The sequence below is a fragment of the Stappia sp. TSB10P1A genome (genome assembly GCF_900185725.1).
Classification (GTDB): Bacteria; Pseudomonadota; Alphaproteobacteria; order Rhizobiales; family Stappiaceae; genus Stappia.
In genome coordinates, this window is sequence record NZ_FYAU01000014.1 from 165,418 (window position 1) to 183,297 (window position 17,880).

At 67.8% G+C, this 17,880-nt stretch carries 17 protein-coding genes; 8 read left to right on the top strand and 9 right to left on the bottom strand.

From position 1 onward, the window contains the following. Positions 1-127 precede the first annotated feature (127 nt). The 5 genes from TSB10P1A_RS04345 to dctP all read right to left on the bottom strand — a co-directional run bounded on the left by TSB10P1A_RS04345 (position 128) and on the right by dctP (position 5,293). A complete protein-coding gene (locus TSB10P1A_RS04345) occupies positions 128-1,027 on the bottom strand; it encodes a hydroxymethylglutaryl-CoA lyase (protein WP_186386668.1) in 900 nt (299 codons plus the stop codon). A gap of 10 nt (positions 1,028-1,037) precedes the next feature. Then, complete coding sequence (locus tag TSB10P1A_RS04350; protein WP_186386669.1) at positions 1,038-2,315, bottom strand: hydroxymethylglutaryl-CoA reductase, degradative; 1,278 nt, start codon at positions 2,313-2,315, stop codon at positions 1,038-1,040. A gap of 25 nt (positions 2,316-2,340) precedes the next feature. Next, the gene (locus TSB10P1A_RS04355) at positions 2,341-3,654 is read right to left on the bottom strand and encodes a TRAP transporter large permease subunit (protein ID WP_186386670.1); all 1,314 of its coding nucleotides are present in this window, start codon (positions 3,652-3,654) and stop codon (positions 2,341-2,343) included. Beyond that, positions 3,651-4,163: a TRAP transporter small permease subunit gene (locus TSB10P1A_RS04360; protein WP_186386671.1), complete on the bottom strand. Its 513-nt coding sequence runs from the start codon at positions 4,161-4,163 to the stop codon at positions 3,651-3,653. Before TSB10P1A_RS04360 ends, TSB10P1A_RS04355 begins: the two co-directional genes overlap by 4 nt. A gap of 98 nt (positions 4,164-4,261) precedes the next feature. Further along, positions 4,262-5,293 (bottom strand): TRAP transporter substrate-binding protein DctP, encoded by a 1,032-nt coding sequence (dctP, locus tag TSB10P1A_RS04365; protein ID WP_186386672.1) that lies wholly within the window; start codon positions 5,291-5,293, stop codon positions 4,262-4,264. 138 nt (positions 5,294-5,431) lie between these two features. Here dctP and TSB10P1A_RS04370 point away from each other — a divergent pair, with 138 nt between their 5' ends. Continuing rightward, positions 5,432-6,829, top strand: coding sequence for a PLP-dependent aminotransferase family protein (locus TSB10P1A_RS04370; RefSeq protein ID WP_186386673.1), 1,398 nt, complete (start codon positions 5,432-5,434; stop codon positions 6,827-6,829). A 9-nt stretch (positions 6,830-6,838) separates the two neighbouring features. Here TSB10P1A_RS04370 and TSB10P1A_RS04375 read toward each other — a convergent pair whose 3' ends face one another. Next, positions 6,839-7,804: an acyltransferase domain-containing protein gene (locus TSB10P1A_RS04375; RefSeq protein WP_186386674.1), complete on the bottom strand. Its 966-nt coding sequence runs from the start codon at positions 7,802-7,804 to the stop codon at positions 6,839-6,841. On the opposite strand from TSB10P1A_RS04375, the gene TSB10P1A_RS04380 reads away from it, so the two are divergent. Next, positions 7,803-8,627, top strand: coding sequence for a 4'-phosphopantetheinyl transferase superfamily protein (locus tag TSB10P1A_RS04380; protein ID WP_186386675.1), 825 nt, complete (start codon positions 7,803-7,805; stop codon positions 8,625-8,627). The two genes, TSB10P1A_RS04375 and TSB10P1A_RS04380, sit on opposite strands and share 2 nt — an antisense overlap. On the opposite strand, the gene TSB10P1A_RS04385 is transcribed toward TSB10P1A_RS04380, so the two are convergent. Beyond that, on the bottom strand, positions 8,585-9,451 hold the full coding sequence (locus TSB10P1A_RS04385) for a metallophosphoesterase (RefSeq protein WP_186386676.1): 867 nt from the start codon (positions 9,449-9,451) through the stop codon (positions 8,585-8,587). The genes TSB10P1A_RS04380 and TSB10P1A_RS04385 overlap by 43 nt on opposite strands. A 127-nt stretch (positions 9,452-9,578) precedes the next feature. Between TSB10P1A_RS04385 and TSB10P1A_RS04390 the strand changes: the two genes are divergently transcribed. Genes TSB10P1A_RS04390 through TSB10P1A_RS04415 form a run of 6 tightly spaced genes read left to right on the top strand, consistent with a single transcriptional unit; the run spans position 9,579 to position 15,187 of the window. Next, a complete protein-coding gene (locus TSB10P1A_RS04390) occupies positions 9,579-10,385 on the top strand; it encodes an FkbM family methyltransferase (protein ID WP_186386677.1) in 807 nt (268 codons plus the stop codon). 11 nt (positions 10,386-10,396) lie between these two features. Next, the gene (locus TSB10P1A_RS04395) at positions 10,397-11,653 is read left to right on the top strand and encodes a cytochrome P450 (RefSeq protein WP_186386678.1); all 1,257 of its coding nucleotides are present in this window, start codon (positions 10,397-10,399) and stop codon (positions 11,651-11,653) included. Continuing rightward, positions 11,650-12,927 (top strand): hydroxymethylglutaryl-CoA synthase family protein, encoded by a 1,278-nt coding sequence (locus TSB10P1A_RS04400; RefSeq protein ID WP_186386679.1) that lies wholly within the window; start codon positions 11,650-11,652, stop codon positions 12,925-12,927. The genes TSB10P1A_RS04395 and TSB10P1A_RS04400 overlap by 4 nt, the downstream gene beginning before the upstream one ends. Before the next feature lie 43 nt (positions 12,928-12,970). Then, positions 12,971-13,216 (top strand): acyl carrier protein, encoded by a 246-nt coding sequence (locus TSB10P1A_RS04405; protein ID WP_186386680.1) that lies wholly within the window; start codon positions 12,971-12,973, stop codon positions 13,214-13,216. Next, positions 13,197-14,417, top strand: coding sequence for a beta-ketoacyl synthase N-terminal-like domain-containing protein (locus TSB10P1A_RS04410; protein ID WP_186386681.1), 1,221 nt, complete (start codon positions 13,197-13,199; stop codon positions 14,415-14,417). The genes TSB10P1A_RS04405 and TSB10P1A_RS04410 overlap by 20 nt, the downstream gene beginning before the upstream one ends. Further along, positions 14,414-15,187: an enoyl-CoA hydratase/isomerase gene (locus tag TSB10P1A_RS04415; protein ID WP_186386682.1), complete on the top strand. Its 774-nt coding sequence runs from the start codon at positions 14,414-14,416 to the stop codon at positions 15,185-15,187. The genes TSB10P1A_RS04410 and TSB10P1A_RS04415 overlap by 4 nt, the downstream gene beginning before the upstream one ends. Here the strand turns inward: TSB10P1A_RS04415 and asnB are convergent. Both asnB and TSB10P1A_RS04425 read right to left on the bottom strand, forming a co-directional pair. Then, positions 15,151-17,160 (bottom strand): asparagine synthase (glutamine-hydrolyzing), encoded by a 2,010-nt coding sequence (gene asnB, locus TSB10P1A_RS04420; RefSeq protein WP_186386683.1) that lies wholly within the window; start codon positions 17,158-17,160, stop codon positions 15,151-15,153. The genes TSB10P1A_RS04415 and asnB overlap by 37 nt on opposite strands. A 52-nt stretch (positions 17,161-17,212) precedes the next feature. Beyond that, positions 17,213-17,461, bottom strand: a complete 249-nt coding sequence (locus tag TSB10P1A_RS04425; RefSeq protein WP_186386684.1) for a phosphopantetheine-binding protein — start codon at positions 17,459-17,461, stop codon at positions 17,213-17,215. Positions 17,462-17,880 lie beyond the last annotated feature (419 nt).

Genomic DNA, 17,880 nt, shown 5'->3' on the forward strand with positions numbered 1-17,880 from the left:
CGGATTTCGCGAGGCTTGCCGCCTTTGCCGATTTCGAGACGAGATTCTCAATTTCGAGCGATTTCGAGACGGAATTTTGCAAAATCCGTCTCAATTTTCGAGACGGCCGTCGCGCCGGTTTTGCGCCTCAGCCGGTGCCGCCGCGCAGCGCCTTGTAGACCCGGCTGGTCGGGCGGATGCCCATCTCGCGCTCGATGAAGGCGACCGCATCGAGCAGCGGTTCCATCGAAATTTCGCAGTCGTAACAATCACCTAGAAGCAGATAGAGCACGTCCTCGGTGGCGACGTTGCCGGCCGCGCCCGGCGCGAAGGGGCAGCCGCCGAGCCCGCCGGCCGCCGCATCGACGGTCCGAATTCCGAGCCGCAGCGCCTCGGCGACATTGGCGATGCCCATTCCGTAGGTGTCGTGAAAATGCGCGGCAAGCTCTGCGACCGGAACGTGTTCGGCGACCGCCTCGACGACCGCCGCGATGCGCGCCGGCGTTGCTTTTCCGAGCGTTTCGCCCAGCGAAATCTCGCCGCAGCCCATGTCCTTCAGCGCCCGCGACACCTCCGCGACCGCCGCCGGCGCGACCCGCCCGGCATAGGGACAATCGGTGATCGTCGACACGTAGCCGCGCACGAAGATCTTGTAATCTTTCGCTTTTTCAACGAGTGGCCGGAAGCGGGCGAGCGACTCGGTGACGGTACAACCGATGTTCTTTTCGGCGAACGCATCGCTCGCGGCGGTGAACACGGCGACCGCGCGGGCGCCGTGTTCGATGGCCTGGTCGAGGCCGCGCTCGTTGGCGACCAGCACCATGTCGCCGTTCCGCTGGCGCGAGCCCGTCGCGGCCATCACCTCGGCGGTATCGGCCATCCGCGGAACGGCTTTTGGCGAGACGAACGAGCCGACCTCGATCCGCCTTATCCCCGCCCGCCGCAGGTGCTCGACAAGGCCGATGCGCGCCGCCGTCGCGATCGGTTCCTTGCGCGCCTGCAGCCCGTCGCGCGGGCCGACTTCGACGATGGTGACGCGCTCGCTCATCCGGTCCGGCCTATTTTCCGGCGCGCAGGGCGGCGAGGATTTCCTCGGCGATATCCTGGCGAACCTTGCCGCGCGCCTTGAGTTCGCGCGCCACCTGGTCGATTTCATCCCCGACCGCGCCGACCAGCAGGGCGACGTTCTGGGCATGCAGCGCCATGTGGCCCTTCTGGATGCCGGTGGTCGCCAGCGCCCGCATCGCCGCGAAGTTCTGCGCAAGGCCGATGGCGACGATGATCCGCGCCAGTTGGTCGGCGCTATCCACGCCGAGCAGCTTGAGGCAGGCCTGCGCGGTCGGGTGGATCTTGGTGGCGCCGCCGATCAGGCCGACGGCCATCGGCATCTCCAGGATGCCGACCAGATTGCCGTCCGCGTCCTCCTCCCAGCGCGACATCGAGCCATAGTGGCCCTTGCGCGCGGCGAAGGCGTGGGCGCCGGCCTCGATGGCGCGGGTATCGTTGCCGGTGGCCAGCACTACCGCACTGACACCATTCATGATTCCCTTGTTGTGGGTGGCGGCGCGATAGGGGTCCGCATCGGCGAAATGATAGGCCGAGATCATGTCGTCGCGCACCTCTTCGCCGCCGATCTCAGCCAGCGGCCACACCGCGCGGGCCCGCACCACGCGGCGGTCGGCGAGGTTCGTCAGGATCCGCAGCAGGCTGCGGGCGCCGGTCCATTCCACCAGCCGCGGCGCCAGCGCCTCGGCCATGCTGTTGACCGCGTTGGCGCCCATGGCGTCGCGCGTGTCGACGATGATGTGGACGATGGTCATCGGCCCTTCGGCCGTCTCGATCACCCGCACCTCGATGTCGCGGAAACCGCCGCCGAGCTTGACCAGCAGCGGATCGGTCTCGTCGCAGATCGCACGAATTTCCTCAATGCGTTCATAGACTTTGAGGCGCACCTGCTCGGGATCGCTGGCGCCGAGCAACTGGATCTGTGCCGCCATCACCGGCCCCGACGAGGAGGTGAAGAAGCCCCCCGTCGGCCGGCAGCGCTTGGCCGCGTTGCAGACGGCGGCGATGACGGAGGACTCCTCCGTCGCCATCGGCACCAGGACCTCGCGGCCGTCGACGATCATGTTGGTGGCGACGCCGATCGGAATGGCGATGCTGGAAATCGCGTTCTCGACCAGCCGGTCGGCCAGCTCGATCCGGCCTTCCGCGGCGGCCGCGAAATTGGCGATCGCCTCGTTGCCAAGGCCGGCCTTGGCGGCCACCGCCTGAAGGCGCTCGGCCGGCGTCATCTTGTGGAGACCTTCGATACGGGAAGATCGCGCGTCGCTCATGGTCAGTCCTGTCCTGGGTAAAGTCTTACTGGATCATGGATTTCGGCAGCCACAGCACCAGTTCGGGGAACATGGCGCAGATCAGGATGCCGAGGGCCTGGAGAAGCATGAAAGGGATGATGGCGCGGTAGACCGTGCCCATGCCGATGCCGGCGGGCAGCACCCCCTTCATGTAGAAAAGCGTGTAGCCGAAGGGCGGCGAGATATAGGCCATCTGCGCCGAGACGAGGAACAGGATGCCGAACCACAGCCGGTCGAAGCCAAGGAAGTCGATGACGGGCAGGAACACCGGCACGCACAGCAGGATGATGCCGATCTCGTCCAGGAACATGCCCAGAAAGAACAGGATCGCCAGCATCACAGCCAGCACCAGCCAGCGGTTGGTGTCGAGGTCCTGGATGAAGCCGAGCAGGAAGTCGGCGCCGCCCGTGCCGGTGAAGATCGCCACGAAGGCGCGCGCGCCGATGGTGATCCACAGGATCATCGTCGTCACCTTGACCACGTCGAGCGCGACGCCGGTGATCAGCTCGCCGTTGAAGCGGCGCTCGATCAGCGCCGAGACGAAGGCGAGCGCGACGCCGACGGCCGCCGCCTCGGTCGGGGTGGCGATGCCCATGTAGATCGTGCCGAGCACGCCGACGATGATCAGCATCGGCAGGATCAGCGACTTCAGCGCGCCGAGCCGCATGGCCCAGGTGATCTCGTCGTCGTCCGTCGGGCGCGGGGCGATCGACGGGTTCAGCGCCGAACGCAGCACGATATAGCCGATATAGAGCGAGGCCAGCAGCAGCCCCGGCACCACGCCGGCAATGAACATCTGGCCGATGGAGGCCTGCGCCGTCACCGCGTAGACGATGGTGATCACCGAAGGCGGAATGAGAATGCCGAGCGTGCCGCCGGCGCAGATCGTGCCGATGGCCAGCTCCGGCTGGTAGCCGCGCCTCAGCATCGATGGCAGCGCCAGCATGCCCATGGCCGCGACGGCGGCGCCGACGATGCCGGTCATGGCGGCGATGATCGTGCAGATCGCCACGGTGCCGACGGCAAGGCCGCCCGGCAGGCGCCGCGACCAGATCTCCATCGCGTTGTAAAGGCTTTCGATCACGCCGGAGCGCTGCAGCACGCTGGCCATCATCACATAGAGCGGGATCGCCAGCAGCGATTCCGAGCGCATCGTGTCGTAGAGGTTCAGCACGGTGACGGTCAGCGCCGCCGGCCCCCACAGGACGACGGTGAAGAACAGCGCCAGCGAGCCGAGAACGAAGGCGAGGGGCAGGCCGGTGAGCAGCAGGCCGACAAGACCGCTGAACATCACCAGGAGAACGAGTTCGGAACTCACGGGCGGGCCTCCTTGGCGGCGGCCGCTGGCGGCGTGCGCAGTGCCATGCCAGCTTCGACGAGCGCCTGGGCGAAAAGCATCAGGAAGGCGAAGGGAACGATGAACTTGACCCACCAGATCGGCGGGTTCCAGGCGGAGAAACTGGTCTCGCCGAACTGGAAGGCATTGACCGCGAGCGGCCAGCTCACCCAGCCGAACACGGCAGCGAAGATCGCGATCACCAGAAAGCTGAATATTTCCAGCGCCTTGCGCGTGCGGCCCGAGCTGCGTTCGCTAAAGATGTCGACAGCGACATGCCCGCGCAGATGCAGCAGATAGGGGCCGGCCAGCATGAAATGCGGACCGAACAGGAGCGTGCTCGCCTCCATCGCCCAGACGGTTGGCGCCTGGAAGGCATAGCGGGCGACGACCTCGTAGAGCAGCATCGGCACCACGGCGAAGATCGCAAGGGCGGCAATGCCGAAGAGGATCCGGTTGAGGCCGGTGACGAAATTGAAAACTGGGGTCATGAAGAAAGCCTGCTGTCGGTGACCGTCTGCTGTGGGTCAGGCAGGACGCAGCAAAACGGCGGGCGACGCAAGCGCGCCGCCCGCCGGGGAGGAAGGGCTCAGAGAAGCCCGAGCGACTGCATGAACGCGGTCTGGCTCTCGACGATCCGGGTGGCGAGCGCGTCGCCCTTGGTTGCCGTGGTCCAGGAGGCGACCGCCTTGACGCGCGCCTCGGCGATGTCGGCCGGATCGAGATGGATCACCTCGACGCCCTGCGCGCGATACTTGTCGAGCACGAGCGTGTCCTGCACCAGGATGCGCTGGCGCAGCGAGCCGGAAATCTCGCGCGCGGCAACCGCCAGCGCCGCCTTGAAGGAGGCCGGCAGGGCCTCAAAGGCGGCCGTGTTGGCGACATAGCTGGTGGCGGTGGTCGGCTGATGCACGCCCGGCAGGATGATGAACTTCGCCACCTCGCCGAGACCGGCCTCGAAATTGGCGGTCAGGTCGCCGCGGTCGGCGAAGTCGATCAGGCCCTTTTCCAGGCCGGAATAGACGTCGGCGGTCGCCATCGGCGTCACCGCGACACCGAGATCGCCCATCACCGCGGAAGCGAGGCCGACGAAGCGGCCCTTCTTGCCGGCCATCTCGGCAATGCTCTCGATCTTGACGGTCGAGTGCATCGGCTCCTCGCCGTAGACGGTCGGGGCGATGTAGGAGAGGCCGGCCTTGCCATAGGCCTCGCGCGCCATGTCGAGGCCGCCGAGCTCGTAGAACCACGCCTCGTACTGGTCGGCTTCCGGGAAACCGAAGGGAATCGTCGAGGTGAAGGCGAAGGCCGGGATCTTGCCCGCCTCATAGCCGTCGAAGGTCTTCATCATCTGGAAGGCGCCGCTGCGCACGGCATCGAAGGCCTGCGCTGCCGGCACGAGCTGTCCGGCGGAGAACAGCTTGATGTCGAACTTGCCGTCGGTCAGTTCCGCGACACGGGCGACGAAGGCCTTCTCGAACTCGAACGGCGTCGTGCCACCGTCCCACAGCGCCTGCATGCGCCACTCGACGGCCTCCTGCGCGCGGGCGACCGCGGGCATGGCAAGCACACCGCCGCCAATGGCGGAAGCGGCGAGAAAACGGCGTCTGGAAACATCCTTCATGTGCATCCTCCCGGATAGTCGGTTTGTTATGTCCGCGAACTGTCCTAAGAATGACTGGGACAATCAAGGGACAGTTCCTGTCAAATTTGCGATGACTGTCCCAGTTCCATCATTGGGACAGTGAGCGGGAAACGAGGCATGCCAAGGCGTTCCAGGGCGGATACGATCGTCAGCCATGTCAGCGGGTTGCTGTCCGCCGGCGCCTACAAGGCGGGCGAGCGGCTGCCCTCCGTGCGCCAGGCGGCGCGCGAACACGGCGTTTCCAAGAACACCATGGCCGAGGCCTATGACCGGCTGGTGGCGCGCGGGTTGCTGGAAGCGCGCGCGGGCTCGGGATACTACGTCGCCCAGTTCCAGCCGCCCCGTTCCGTGCCGCCGGCGCCGCATGTGGCGGCCGCCGTCGACGTGGTTTCCTTGCTGCGCGAACAACTCGACCAGCATTACGAGGTGCGCCCCGGCGACGGCCGTCCACCGCCCTTCTGGATGGAGGGCTCCGAGCTCAAGCGCTACTTCTCGGTGTTCAAGACGGCGGGCCCGTCCTCCGTCGATTTCGGCTATGGCAGTTCCTGGGGCTATGCGCCGCTGCGCCAGCGGCTGCGGGTGCTGCTGATGGAGCGGGCGATCGCGGTGCAGCCGGACGGGCTGCTGCTGACCCATGGGGTCAATCACGGCTTCGACCTGATCATCCGGCACCTGATCGAGCCCGGCGACACGGTGTTTGTCGACGATCCCGGCTACTATCCGCTGTTCGGCAAGCTGACGCTGGCCAAGGCGAGAATGGTCGGCATCCGCCGCGCCCAGGATGGGCCGGATCTGGAAGACCTTGCCGCCAAGCTTGCGATCCACCGGCCGAAGATCTTCTTCACCCAGTCGCTCGCCCACAATCCGACCGGCGGCTCGCTGTCGCCGGCGGTGGCCTTCGGGCTGATGCGGCTCGCCGAGCGCTGGGGTTTCCTTCTGGTGGAGAACGACGTGCTCGGCGACATCCTGCCGGCGACGCTGCCGCGCCTTGCCGCGCTCGACCAGCTCAACCGGGTGCTCTATGTCGGCACCTTCTCCAAGACCCTGTCGGCGAGCCTGCGCTGCGGCTTCGTCGCCGGGCACCCGTCGATCATCGCCTCGCTCGGCAATCTCAAGATGCTGACGAGCGTGGCGACGGCCGACTATGTCGAGAGATTCGTCTTCAAGCTGATCCAGGACGGCCACTATCTGCGCCATCTGCGGCGACTGCGGGCGCGCGTCGAGGACGCGCACAAGGCCTCGCTGGCGCAACTGGAGGCGCTGGGGCTGACGGTGCGCGCCAGCGTGACGCCGGGCTTCTACCTGTGGGCGGAGTTTCCCGAAGGCATCGACGAGATGGAGCTGTGCCGCAAGGCGGCGGAACGCAGCATCTTCCTGGCACCGGGCAGCGTGTTCACGCCGGATCGTACGGCGGCTGAGCGGGCAGGGCGCGGCCGCGCGGCGATCCGCGTCAACGTCGCCTATGGCACCAATCCGCGCTTCATCGACTTCCTGCGCGACATCATGGAGGGCTGACCTCAGGGGTCAGGCCGTCTCCAGCAGCTTGGCGAGGCGCCGCAGGTTGCCGCCGAAGGGTGACAGCACTGCGCTGATGCGCGATCGCGAGGCCTCGCCGAGATCCTGCCGAATGATCGCCGCGAGGCTGCCTGTGGCGCTGAGATCGATGTAATGGGCGCCGCCCTGCGCCTCGATCGCCGCCACTGTTGCGCCAAGGCGCATCGGCTCGCGGACGATCCGCCAGGCGAGATCCGCAACGCCGGGCTGCACCGGCGCACTGAGGCAGGCCGACCAGACCGGCCAGAACGGGCTTTCCAGCCGCTCGCTCGCCGCATCGGCGACAACGCCCGTGCGCGCCGGCTCGATCCAGCGCGAGTGAAAGGCGAAGGGCACCGGCAGCCGCTGGAACGGCGCGTCGAGCCGGGTGAGGATCGCCTCGACCTCCGCGACATTCTCGCCCGGCATCGCCAGGACATGGTGGCGTTCGGCATTGATGCCGGCAAGCTCGCTCAAGGTGCCGAGCCGTGGCTCGCTCTCGCGCAGGGACGGAGGGCCGAGCACGGCGATCAGCGCGCCGGGCGCGCAGCTTTCCAGGAACAGGCGCGGCTGGCGCGCGACGGCGGCAAGGGCCGTCTCGAACGGCACCATCCCGGCAACGCTCATGGCGGCGAACTCACCGAGGCTGACGCCGAGCAGCATGTCGGGGCGCAGCCCCTTGTGCTGCAGCAGCTTGGCCATGGCGAACTGGGTCATGAAGATCGCCGGATGGGTGTGCTCCAGCCGGTCGAAGGGCTCGCTGGCGCGCCGTCCGCTTGCATGGATCTCGGCGAGCGGCGAGAAGGCGTGCCTGTCGCGGACGATGGCATCGCCAATGTCCATCCATTGCCTGAACACCGGTTCTTCGGCAAGAAGGTCGGCGGCCATGTGGTAATACTGCGAGCCCTGGCCGGCGAAGCAGAAGACGAGCGGCAGGGACTTGGGAGCAGGCGGCATGCAGGAATCCTGGCAGGGCGGCGCGAAGCAGGAGCAGCCTATCTCGCACGGCTCGCCCTTTTGCGACAAGCTCGAGGCGGGCGTCGATCACGTCACCGTCTGGTGGCTGGACCTGAAGAGCATCCGCGAGGACGACTGGGGCCTGCTGGAAAGCCTGCTGGAAGACAGCGAGTTGGAGCGCTCCACCCGCTTCCACTTCGACCGCGACCGGGACGTCTATATCGCCGCCCATGCGCTGACGCGCGGCCTCCTGACCTGGTGGACCGGCCTGCCGGCCCGCGACTGGCGCTTCACCCCCGGCGATCACGGCAAGCCGGAGGTGACGCCGCCCGCCGGCCTGCCGCGCCTGCGGGTGAACCTCTCCCATACGCGTGAGCTGGCGGCCGTGGCGCTCACGGTCGACAACGATGTCGGCGTCGATGTGGAGTGGCTGGAGCGGGTCAACGACGTCGACCAGCTTGCCAAGCGCGTCTTCGCCGCCGACGAGCGCGCGCTGCTTGCCGCGACACCGAGCGAGCGCAAGACCGAGATCTTCCTCACCTTCTGGACGCTGAAGGAGGCCTATGTGAAGGCCATCGGCAAGGGGCTGTCGCAGCCGCTCGATGCCTTCGCCTTCACCCTGGAGCCGCCGCTGATCCGCTTCGACAACATCGCGGCGGACGATGCGGCGCTCTGGCGCTTCCGCCACCTGAAGCCGACCGACCGCCACAAGCTGGCGGTCGGCGTGCGCCATCCGCATCCAGAGCGCCTGTCGATGGAGATCGGCGCCGCGCCGCTCGACTACTTGCGGAACCTCGGCGCGGCGAGCTCGTCCTCCGGCTGATCGGGGCCGGGCAGCACCTCGCGGATATAGGCGGCCATGCCGCGCGCCTGGTCCCACTGGCGCGGATAGCCGAGCGAGACCTCCTCGAAGCGGGTGCCGTCGCGCCAGTCGGTGCGCCGCACATGCAGATGGCCGGAGACCACGGCCCGTGCGTTGAACCGCCGGTGCCAGTCGAAGGTTGCGCGCGTGCCGCACCAGGGAGTGAAGCGCGGTGCGCGCGGAATGTGGATCAGGTCCTCGCGCAGCGGAAAGTGGTTGATCAGCACGGTCGGCATGTCGGCGGGCAGGGCGGCCAGCCGCGCCTCCGTGTGCCGCAGGCGCTCGGCGCACCAGGCCTCGCGCGAGGCGAAGGGCGAGGGATTGAGGAACATCTCGTCGGCGCAGACCGAGCCCGTCTCGCGCGCCCAGCCGACGACGCCGTCGCGGCTGACATGGGCCGGGCGGAAACTGTAATCATAGAGCAGGAACAGCGGCGCGATGGCGCAGGGGCCGCCGTCGCCGGTCCAGATCTGGTAGGGGTCCTCCGGCGTGACGACGCTATGCGCGCGCGCCGTCTCGACCAGGCGGCAGTAGCGCTCCTCGCCCACCAGAGCCGGTAGGCCGGCCTCCTCCGGGATCGCCCACAGGTCGTGGTTCCCCGGCACCCAGAACACCCGCGCGAAGCGCTTCGTCAGTTCGGTGAAGGCAAGCCGCATGTGGTCGAACCGCTCGCCGACATCGCCGGCGAGAATCAGCCAGTCGTCGCGATAGTCCGGCAGCGCCAGCAGCGCGTCGCGGTTGGCCGGGCTGGCGAGATGCAGGTCGCTGATGGCGCGCAGTTTCATGAGGAGCCTTGGCGGGAACCATGTCCGGGATCGTTCCTTGACCCCTGTTTTCACATGGGGAACACTCGCTGCCGACGTCAACCCTCAAGGGGCGTCGCGATTCTTCCCGACCCGGATGGACGGCCCCGTGACCTTGAAGAAAGCCCTGCTGCCCGACGGCCGGGAAATCGCCTGCATCAACCCCTACGAGGTTGATTTCGCGGTACACGAGATCTTTTCGCAGGATCTTGCAGCCCATGGCCTGACATTGCAGCCGGACGGAGCGGTCTTCGATGTCGGCGCGAATATCGGCCTGTTCTCGCTGCATCTGCGCCAGCAGGCGCCGTCCGCACGCATCTTCGCCTTCGAGCCGGTGCCACAGGTCTTCGCCGCGCTGGAGCACAATATGGCGCTGATCCAGCCGCAGGCCGTTGCCGTGCCGCTGGGACTTGGCGCCGAGGCCGGCGAGGTGGAGTTCGACTACTTCCCCGGCGTCGCGGCGCTGTCGACCGCGCATAGCGATGTCGGCGCGCGGATGGCCGGCGGCATCCGCGATCTTCTCAGGGGAAGCGCCGGCGAGGCGGTGCGCGCGGTGATCGAGCGGACCGGCGCGGGCGAACTGGCGCAGACGGACGGCTTTCTCGACGACCTGCTCCGGGTGGAGCGGGTGCGGGCCCGCATCGACACGCTGTCGTCGCAGATGGCCGCCTACGGTGTCGAGACGATCGACCTTCTGAAGATCGATACGGAAGGGGCCGAGGAGGAGGTGCTTGCCGGCATCACCGAGGCCGACTGGCCGCGCATTCGCCAATTGATGGTCGAGGTGCATCTGGGCTGGCCGAAGCTGGAGGAGATCGCCTCCGGGCTGACGGCGCGCGGTTACCGGGTGACGACCGACACGCATCCGCTCGCCGAGGGCGGGGCGGCGGTTTTTCATCTCTACGCGGCACGATAGGGGACGGGCACATGAGCGAGCGCGGCGCGGAAACGCAGGGCGAGCGGATCGACTGGTGGGGCATCCTCACCGACCGGGCCTTCCTGGAGAACCCTTACAGCGAGTTGAAGCGGCTGCAGGCGCTCGGCCCCGTCCATCTCGACGAGGCCTCCGGCGTCTATTTCGTGCTCGGGCACCGCGCCTTCCTGAAGGTCGCGAAGTCCTCGGAGATGGGCCGCGACACCCGCCACTGGAAGAACGGCTGGACCGCGCCGGATTACCGGGTGCACGACCCCGTCGGCTACCGGCTGTTCAGCGAGTTCCAGCCGCAGATGATCAATTGCGACGGCGCCGAGCACGCCCGCATGCGCAAGGTCTACGAGCCCGCCTTCCGCTCGCAGGCCGTGCGCGACGTCGGGGCGCTTGTGGAGGCCGAGGCGGCGCAACTGCTGGAGGCGATGCCGCGCGAGGGCACCGTCGACATCATCGAGGCCTTTGCCGGCCCCCTGCCGCTGCGGGTCCTGTGCAAGCTCTTCGACATTCCGCAGAGCCTCGACGAGACGGTCGCGCGCTGGAGCGCCTCGCTGATCCGCATCGGCGACATCCTGATGACGCCGGACCAGAAGAGCGAAGCGCTGGAGGCGCTGACCGAGTTCAAGGCCTTCCTGCGCGAGCACATCGCCGCCCGCCGCGCCCGGCCGGGCGACAGTCTGATGGACCTTGCGATTCGCGCCCAGGACGAAGGCACGCTCGACGAGGAGGAGACGCTGACCAATCTCGTCTCCATGCTGGTCGCGGGCCACGAGACCACGGTGACGCTGATCGGCAACGGCCTGCTGCTGCTGCTCCGCCATCCCGGCGAGATGGCGCGGCTGCGAGCGGACCGCAGCCTGCTGCGCACCGCCATCGAGGAGTTCCTGCGCATGGAGCCGGGCGGCAACATGATCCTGCGGGTGGCGCGCGAGGACGTCGAGGTCGAAGGCACGCTGATCCCGGCCGGCGCCCCGGTGCTCGGCCTCATCGGTGCGATCAACCGCGATCCGGCCCGCTTCGAGCGCGCCGACGAGGTCGATATCGGCCGCCCCGCCAATGCCCAGCTCACCTTCGGATCCGGCCCGCATGTGTGCATCGGCGCTCCGCTGGCGCGGCTGGAGGCGCAGATCGCCTTTTCCGCCCTGCTTGACCGCTACGGCTCCATCGAACTGGCGGGCGAGCCCGAATGGCGGCTCGACCGGCTGAACGCCCGAGGGCTCGGCCGCCTTCCGGTCCGCGTTGGAGGTGCTGCATGACCCGTGCCGTCGGCATCGAGGCCCGCGCCGCCGGCATCGAGGCGATGAACGTCTATGGCGGCATGGCCTGTCTCGACGTCAAGGAGCTGTGCCTGCATCGCGGCCTCGACATGCCCCGCTTCGAGAACCTGCTGATGCAGGAAAAGACGGTGGCGCTTCCTTACGAGGACCCGGTGACCTTCGCGGTCAATGCGGCCCGACCGCTGATCGACGCGCTGGCGCCGGAGGAGCGCGCCCGCATCGAGATGGTGGTGACCTGCACCGAGTCCGGCATCGACTTCGGCAAGTCGCTCAGCACCTATGTGCATGCGCATCTGGACCTGCCGTCCAACTGCCGGCTCTTCGAGATCAAGCAGGCCTGCTATTCCGGGACCGCCGGCTTGCAGATGGCGGTGAATTTCGTGCTGGCGCAGACCTCGCCCGGCGCCAAGGCCCTGGTGGTGGCGACCGACATTTCCCGCTTCGCGCTCGCCGATGCCGGCGCTATCGAGGAATGGGCCTATTCGGAGCCGAGTTCCGGTGCCGGCGCGGTGGCGATGCTGGTCTCCGACACGCCGCATGTCCTGCGCATCGATCCAGGCGCCTATGGCAACCATGGCTTCGAGGTGATGGACACCTGCCGCCCCGGCCCGGATACGGAGGCGGGCGACGCGGACCTGTCGCTGATGGCCTATCTCGACTGCTGCGAGGGCGCGTTCCGCGACTACAGTCGCCGGGTGGAGAAGGCTGACTTTCGCGAAAGCTTCGGCCAGCTGTGCTTCCACACGCCGTTCGGCGGCATGGTCAAGGGCGCCCACCGGCACCTGATGCGCCGGCTCTACAAGACGCCGCCCAAGGAGATCGAGGCCGACTTCCAGTCGCGCCTCGCGCCGAGCCTTGCCTTCGGCAAGCGGGTCGGCAACACCGCCGGCGGCTCGGTCTTCGTGGCGCTGGCCGGCATGCTGGAGACGGCAGAAATCAATGCGCCGATGCGGGTCGGCCTGTTCTCCTACGGCTCGGGCTGCTGCTCGGAATTCTACAGCGGCGTGGTGACGCCGGAGAGCCAGGCGCGGCTGCGCGCGATGCGGATTTCGGCCGCACTGGACCGCCGCCATCGCCTCACCATCGCGGACTACGAGACCCTGCTGCGCGGCGAGAGCGTCGTTCGCTTCGGCACCAGGGACGCGGAACTGAACCACCAGATCGTGCCGGATGCCTGGCCGGTTGATGCGGCAGGCGACCGGCTTGTGCTGGATGCGGTCGTCGGCTACCACCGCAAGTATATCTGGATCTGAGCCGGGCTGCCGCGACAGCGACGGAGCCGGAAAAGGGGGCGAGTTGGACAGCGACCGGATTGCCGAGATCATCATTGCCGAGATCCGCAGCACCGTGCCGGAGCTGGAGGCGCAGCCGATCACCCGCGCCGATTCCATGGCCGATCTCGGGGTCGATTCCATCGAGCGCAGCGAGGTCATCCTGGCAACGCTGGAAGCCATCGGCCTGAAAGTGCCGATGGTCCAGTTGCACGGCCCCCGCAACATCGGCGAACTGGCCGATCTGCTGCATGCCAAGTCCAAGGCCTGACGTCCATCCGCCCGTCGTCACCGGCATCGGGGTCGCCAGCGGCCTCGGCCACGGCAAGGACGCGTTCCGGCAGGGGTTGTTCGAGGGGCGGAGCGTCTTCGCGCTGCTTGCCCGTCCCGGCCGACAACGCGGCGACGGCAGCCCGCCGTTCTTCGGCGTCGAGATGCCCGATCCGCCCTCGATCCTGCCGCCCCGGGTCGAGCGCACCGCCGGCCTCAGCGGCCGCGCGGCGGTCGCCGTCCTCGACGAGGCCTGGCGCGAGGCAGGGCTGGATCGCGTGGCGCCCGAGCGGATCGGCCTGATCGTCGGCGGAACCAACCTGATGGCGCGCGAGCAGTTTCTGAGCCTGCGCGACTATGCCGAGCGGCTGGACTTTCTGCCGCCGCGCCATGGCCACGTCTTCCTTGATACCGATATTTGCGGCCTGTGCGCCTCGCAGTTTCCCATCCGCGGCTTTGCCCACACGATCGGCGCGGCCTCGGCGAGCGGCGCGGCTGCGATCGTCGCGGCAGCCGAGGCCGTGTCGAGCGGCAGGGTCGATGCCTGTATCGCCCTCGGCGCCTTGCAGGACGTTTCCGCGTTGGACCTGCAGGGCTTCCGGGCGCTCGGCGCGCTGGGCGCGGGGCCGGTCTGCCGGCCGATGGACAGGGGCCATGACGGTTTCCTCTATGGCGAGGCCTGCGCCGCGCTGGTCGTCACCCGGCCGGAGCTTGCCGGGGGCACGATCTATGGCCGCGTGCTGGGAGCGGGCTTTTGCGCCGATGGCTGCCGAGGGCCGGAGCCGAACTCCGACGGGCAAGTTCGCGCCGCGCAAGACGCGCTGGCCGACGCCGGATTGGCGGCCGCCGACATCGACTATGTCAATGCCCATGCTACCGGAACGCCGTCCGGCGACGACGCCGAGCTTGAGACCCTGCGCCGGCTCAATCTCGGCCACGCGCGGGTCAACGCCACCAAGTCGATCATCGGGCACGGGTTGAGCGCGGCCGGCGCTGTCGAGGCCGCCGCCGTGCTGATCCAGATGCGCGAGGGGCTGCTGCACCCGGTGCTGCATCTCGAGACGCCGCTGGACGAGGGTTTCGGCTGGGTGCGGGGCGGGATGGCGGAGCACCGCATCCGCCACGCGCTCAAATTCTCCTTCGGCTTCGGCGGCAGCAATATCGCGCTGGTCTTCGGGGCGCCGGAAGGAGCGGCGGCATGACAGAGTTCTCGACGATCTCCTGCGACATCGCTCAAGGCATTTGCCGCCTCCGCTTTACCCGGCCGGAGGCCGGCAACAGCATCACGCCGCAGATGGTGCAAGACCTGCACGCGGCCTTCGATCTCTGCGAGGCGGGCGAGGGGGCGGATGGCCGGCCCGTCACGGTCGCGGTGCTGGAGGGCAGCGACGACGTCTTCTGCATGGGCGGCGATTTCGACGCGGTCGCCGAGGATGCCGAGCCGATGGACCCGGCGCCGCTCTACGATCTGTGGCTGCGCATGGCGCGCGGGCCGTTTGTGACCGTGAGCGTGGTGCGCGGCAGGGCCAATGCCGGGGGCGTCGGACTGGCGGCGGCCGCCGATATCGTGATCGCGGACGAGACCGCGAGCTTTGCCCTGTCGGAGCTGCTGTTCGGCCTCTATCCGGCCTGCGTGCTGCCGTTCCTGGCGCGCCGCGTGGGGGCGCAGCGCGCCCGCTACATGACGCTGATGACGCGGCCGGTGGGCGCGCGCGATGCCCTGTCCTTCGGACTGGTCGATGCGCTCGGCGAGCGGGCCGACGAGGTTCTGCGCCAGCACCTGATGCGGTTGCGGCTGCCGGGACGGGCGGGCATCGCCCGCTTCAAGGCACATGCCGGAGCGGGGCTCGATGACCTTGAGGGGCAGCGCGAGGCGGCGCTCGCCGCCAATCGCGAGATGTTCGCCGATCCGCGGATCCGGGCCGATATCCGCCGCTACGTGAGGGACGCCAAGTTCCCCTGGGAGGCGTGAGGTGCGGCCTCCTCGCGCAGGTCCACCGCGCGTTGCAGCGGCGGCAGGGCGTTTGAGATCCCTGCCTGTCCGAGGTCGTGCCTGCGCACGAAGAACCGGTCGAGCAGCGCGATGGAGAGCAGGAACAGGAAGGTCTGGTTTTCCTTCGTGCTGACCTCTTCGGCCGGCCTGGTCAGCACTTTCGTGGCAAGGCGCTGGGCGAATTTCGCATTGAGGAAGGGCAGGTTCGCCAGTTCGCTCTCCGACAGGACGAGATCGAGATAGTCCGGCCGGCGCGCGGCGAAGGCGGCCGCGTCCGGTGCCCGGTACGGGAACTTGCGCTTGTCGGCGACCGCGCCCGGCAGTCGGTCGCGGAAGGCCTCGCGCAGCAGCCGTTTCTCGGTGAACCCGTCGTCGAAGCGCAGGTTGACGGAGGCGGCGAGCCCGATCACGGACGGATCGAGGAACGGGCAGCGGTTCTCCACCCCGTGGGCAAGGCTCATGCGGTCGCCCTGGGTCGACAGCAGGTAGCCGGGCAGCAGGGTCTTGTATTCCAGCCACTGCGCCTTTTCGACCGCGCTCATCGAGCCGAACTCGGGGCTGCCGGCAACGAGCGCCGAAATCTCGGCAAAGGGATCGCTGGGCGCGTTCAGCAGGCGGGCCGAGAACTGGCCGTTCTGGAAGCGCAGCTCATGCGAGAAGAGGCCCGGCATCTTCTCAGCCGAGAACTGGTGGTAGAGCCCGGTGACGGCGGCAATGTCCTTCGGCCCGTAATGGGCGAGATGCGGGTAGAGCCGCTCCAGCCGGCTGCGCCGCACGTCCTCGGGCAGCTCGTTCCACGCGGCGCGCAGCAGCGTTTCCTTGAACAGGTCGTAGCCGAGAAAGGCCTCGTCGGCGCCTTCGCCGCTGAGAATGACCTTGATGCCCGCCTCGCGGGTGCGCTGCGACAGCAGGAACATCGGGATGAAGGCGCTGCGGAAGGCCGGCACCTCCGCGTGATAGACCGCATCGGGGCAGGCCTCGGCGATATCGGCATGGCTGATGCGGCGGGCGTGATGGCGGGTGCCCAGGTGCTCCGCGACGAGGCGCTGCTCGGCGGATTCGTCGAACTCCGTATCCTCGAACTCGACCGAAAAGGTGGAGAGCGGATGCGGGGTCAGCTCACGGGCGAGCGCGGCGACGATGGCCGAGTCCACTCCGCCGCTGAGATAGACGCCGACCTCCACATCGCTGCGCAGGCGCAAGGACACGGCATCGGTCATCCGCTCGCGGATCCGCTCGATGGCGTCCCCTTCGCTGGCAACAGTCTCGGTCGGCGCAAAGGACAGCGTGTCATAGGCGAAGCGCTCGATCCGCCCCTGGCGAACCCTTGCCCATTCTCCCATCGGCAGGCTCTCGATGCCCCGGAAGCCGGACTGGTGCGGCAGCGGTGTCCACTGGCCGAGGATCGCGGCGAGTTGCTGCGGGTCCTGCTCGAACCGGAACCCCGGAACGGCGAGAAAGGCCTTCATCTCGGAAGCGAAGAGGATGGTCTCGCCATGCCGGGCGAGAAAGAGCGGGCGCTTGCCGTATTTGTCGCGGGCCAGGAACAGCTCCTGCCGCTCGTGGTCGTAGAGCGCGAAGGCGAAACCGCCGTTAAAGCGCGTCAGGCAGTCCGGTCCCCAGGCGATCCAGGCGCGCAGCACGACTTCCGTGTCGCAGCCGGTGCGGAAGACATGGCCGAGACTGACAAGCGTCTCGCGCAGCTCCCGGTAGTTGTAGACTTCGCCATTGTAGCAGAGCCAGTAGCGCCCGCTTTCGTCGCTGACCGGTTGCAGCCCGGCCGCCGGATCGAGAATGGCGAGGCGCACGGTGCCCATGGCGAAACCGTCGTCCACCACATAGCCGGCGCCGTCCGGTCCGCGATGGGCGATTGCCGCGAGCATGGCGCGGATCCGGGCGCCTTGATCCCCTGAGATGGGGGTGGCACTGAGGAAACCGGCGATGCCGCACATGAAGTCGCTTGCCCCCTGGATCGGTTCCGGCCGGCTCTCCGGCCGCTTGCGTTCAGCCCGCCGCGCGGGCCGCGACCTTGCGGGCCACGGTTTCGCGGATCTGGACGAGGCTGACCAGCACGTCGCCGGTCATTTCCTGCTCGGTGAAGCGGATGTCGAACTCCTGCTCCAGAAAGCGGATCAACTGCACATAGCCGAAGGAGTCCATCACGCCCTCCTTGAACAGGTCGGAGTCCTCGGGAAACGAGTCGTCGAACTCGATCAGAAACTGATTCTCGATGAAATCCCGAATTTTATCCATACGCTCCGATCGCTTGCAGCAGGGGCTGGAAACCCGGTGGAGTCTGAGGGAGGACAGGCCGGCGGGAGGCCGCCACGCGACATCCCGTTTCCCCCCCCGATGCACCGCGCGAGGCGGAACGACCCTACGGTATCGAATAAGTGTGCGCCGCAACAGCCCTTCCGCTACATGTTGATGAGCGAACCGTGAAAGGGATGGGGATGCATGCAAGGGGGACAATCCCGGACGCCACGACAAGGCGCACACTTGCAACCGGAAGGCTCGCTGAATAGCATTTCGGGAGGTGGCCGTTGCCACCCGACGATAGCGAAAGACCAGCGAAATCAGACCGGTGAACAAGTTGCCGCCGGAGCGCCGGGGGCGCCGGGGCGCGGATCGCACGGCATTGGCACAGGGGCATTCACCGTGGTTCGGTCAGT

Coding starts and splice junctions, on each gene's coding strand:
- TSB10P1A_RS04415 (WP_186386682.1), top strand. CDS start 14,414: ATGACAGAGTTCTCGACGATCTCCTGCGACATCGCTCAAGGCATTTGC.
- TSB10P1A_RS04395 (WP_186386678.1), top strand. CDS start 10,397: ATGAGCGAGCGCGGCGCGGAAACGCAGGGCGAGCGGATCGACTGGTGG.
- TSB10P1A_RS04370 (WP_186386673.1), top strand. CDS start 5,432: ATGCCAAGGCGTTCCAGGGCGGATACGATCGTCAGCCATGTCAGCGGG.
- TSB10P1A_RS04350 (WP_186386669.1), bottom strand. CDS start 2,315: ATGAGCGACGCGCGATCTTCCCGTATCGAAGGTCTCCACAAGATGACG.
- TSB10P1A_RS04360 (WP_186386671.1), bottom strand. CDS start 4,163: ATGACCCCAGTTTTCAATTTCGTCACCGGCCTCAACCGGATCCTCTTC.
- TSB10P1A_RS04425 (WP_186386684.1), bottom strand. CDS start 17,461: ATGGATAAAATTCGGGATTTCATCGAGAATCAGTTTCTGATCGAGTTC.
- dctP (WP_186386672.1), bottom strand. CDS start 5,293: ATGAAGGATGTTTCCAGACGCCGTTTTCTCGCCGCTTCCGCCATTGGC.
- TSB10P1A_RS04400 (WP_186386679.1), top strand. CDS start 11,650: ATGACCCGTGCCGTCGGCATCGAGGCCCGCGCCGCCGGCATCGAGGCG.
- TSB10P1A_RS04410 (WP_186386681.1), top strand. CDS start 13,197: ATGCCAAGTCCAAGGCCTGACGTCCATCCGCCCGTCGTCACCGGCATC.
- TSB10P1A_RS04345 (WP_186386668.1), bottom strand. CDS start 1,027: ATGAGCGAGCGCGTCACCATCGTCGAAGTCGGCCCGCGCGACGGGCTG.
- asnB (WP_186386683.1), bottom strand. CDS start 17,160: ATGTGCGGCATCGCCGGTTTCCTCAGTGCCACCCCCATCTCAGGGGAT.
- TSB10P1A_RS04380 (WP_186386675.1), top strand. CDS start 7,803: ATGCAGGAATCCTGGCAGGGCGGCGCGAAGCAGGAGCAGCCTATCTCG.
- TSB10P1A_RS04385 (WP_186386676.1), bottom strand. CDS start 9,451: ATGAAACTGCGCGCCATCAGCGACCTGCATCTCGCCAGCCCGGCCAAC.
- TSB10P1A_RS04375 (WP_186386674.1), bottom strand. CDS start 7,804: ATGCCGCCTGCTCCCAAGTCCCTGCCGCTCGTCTTCTGCTTCGCCGGC.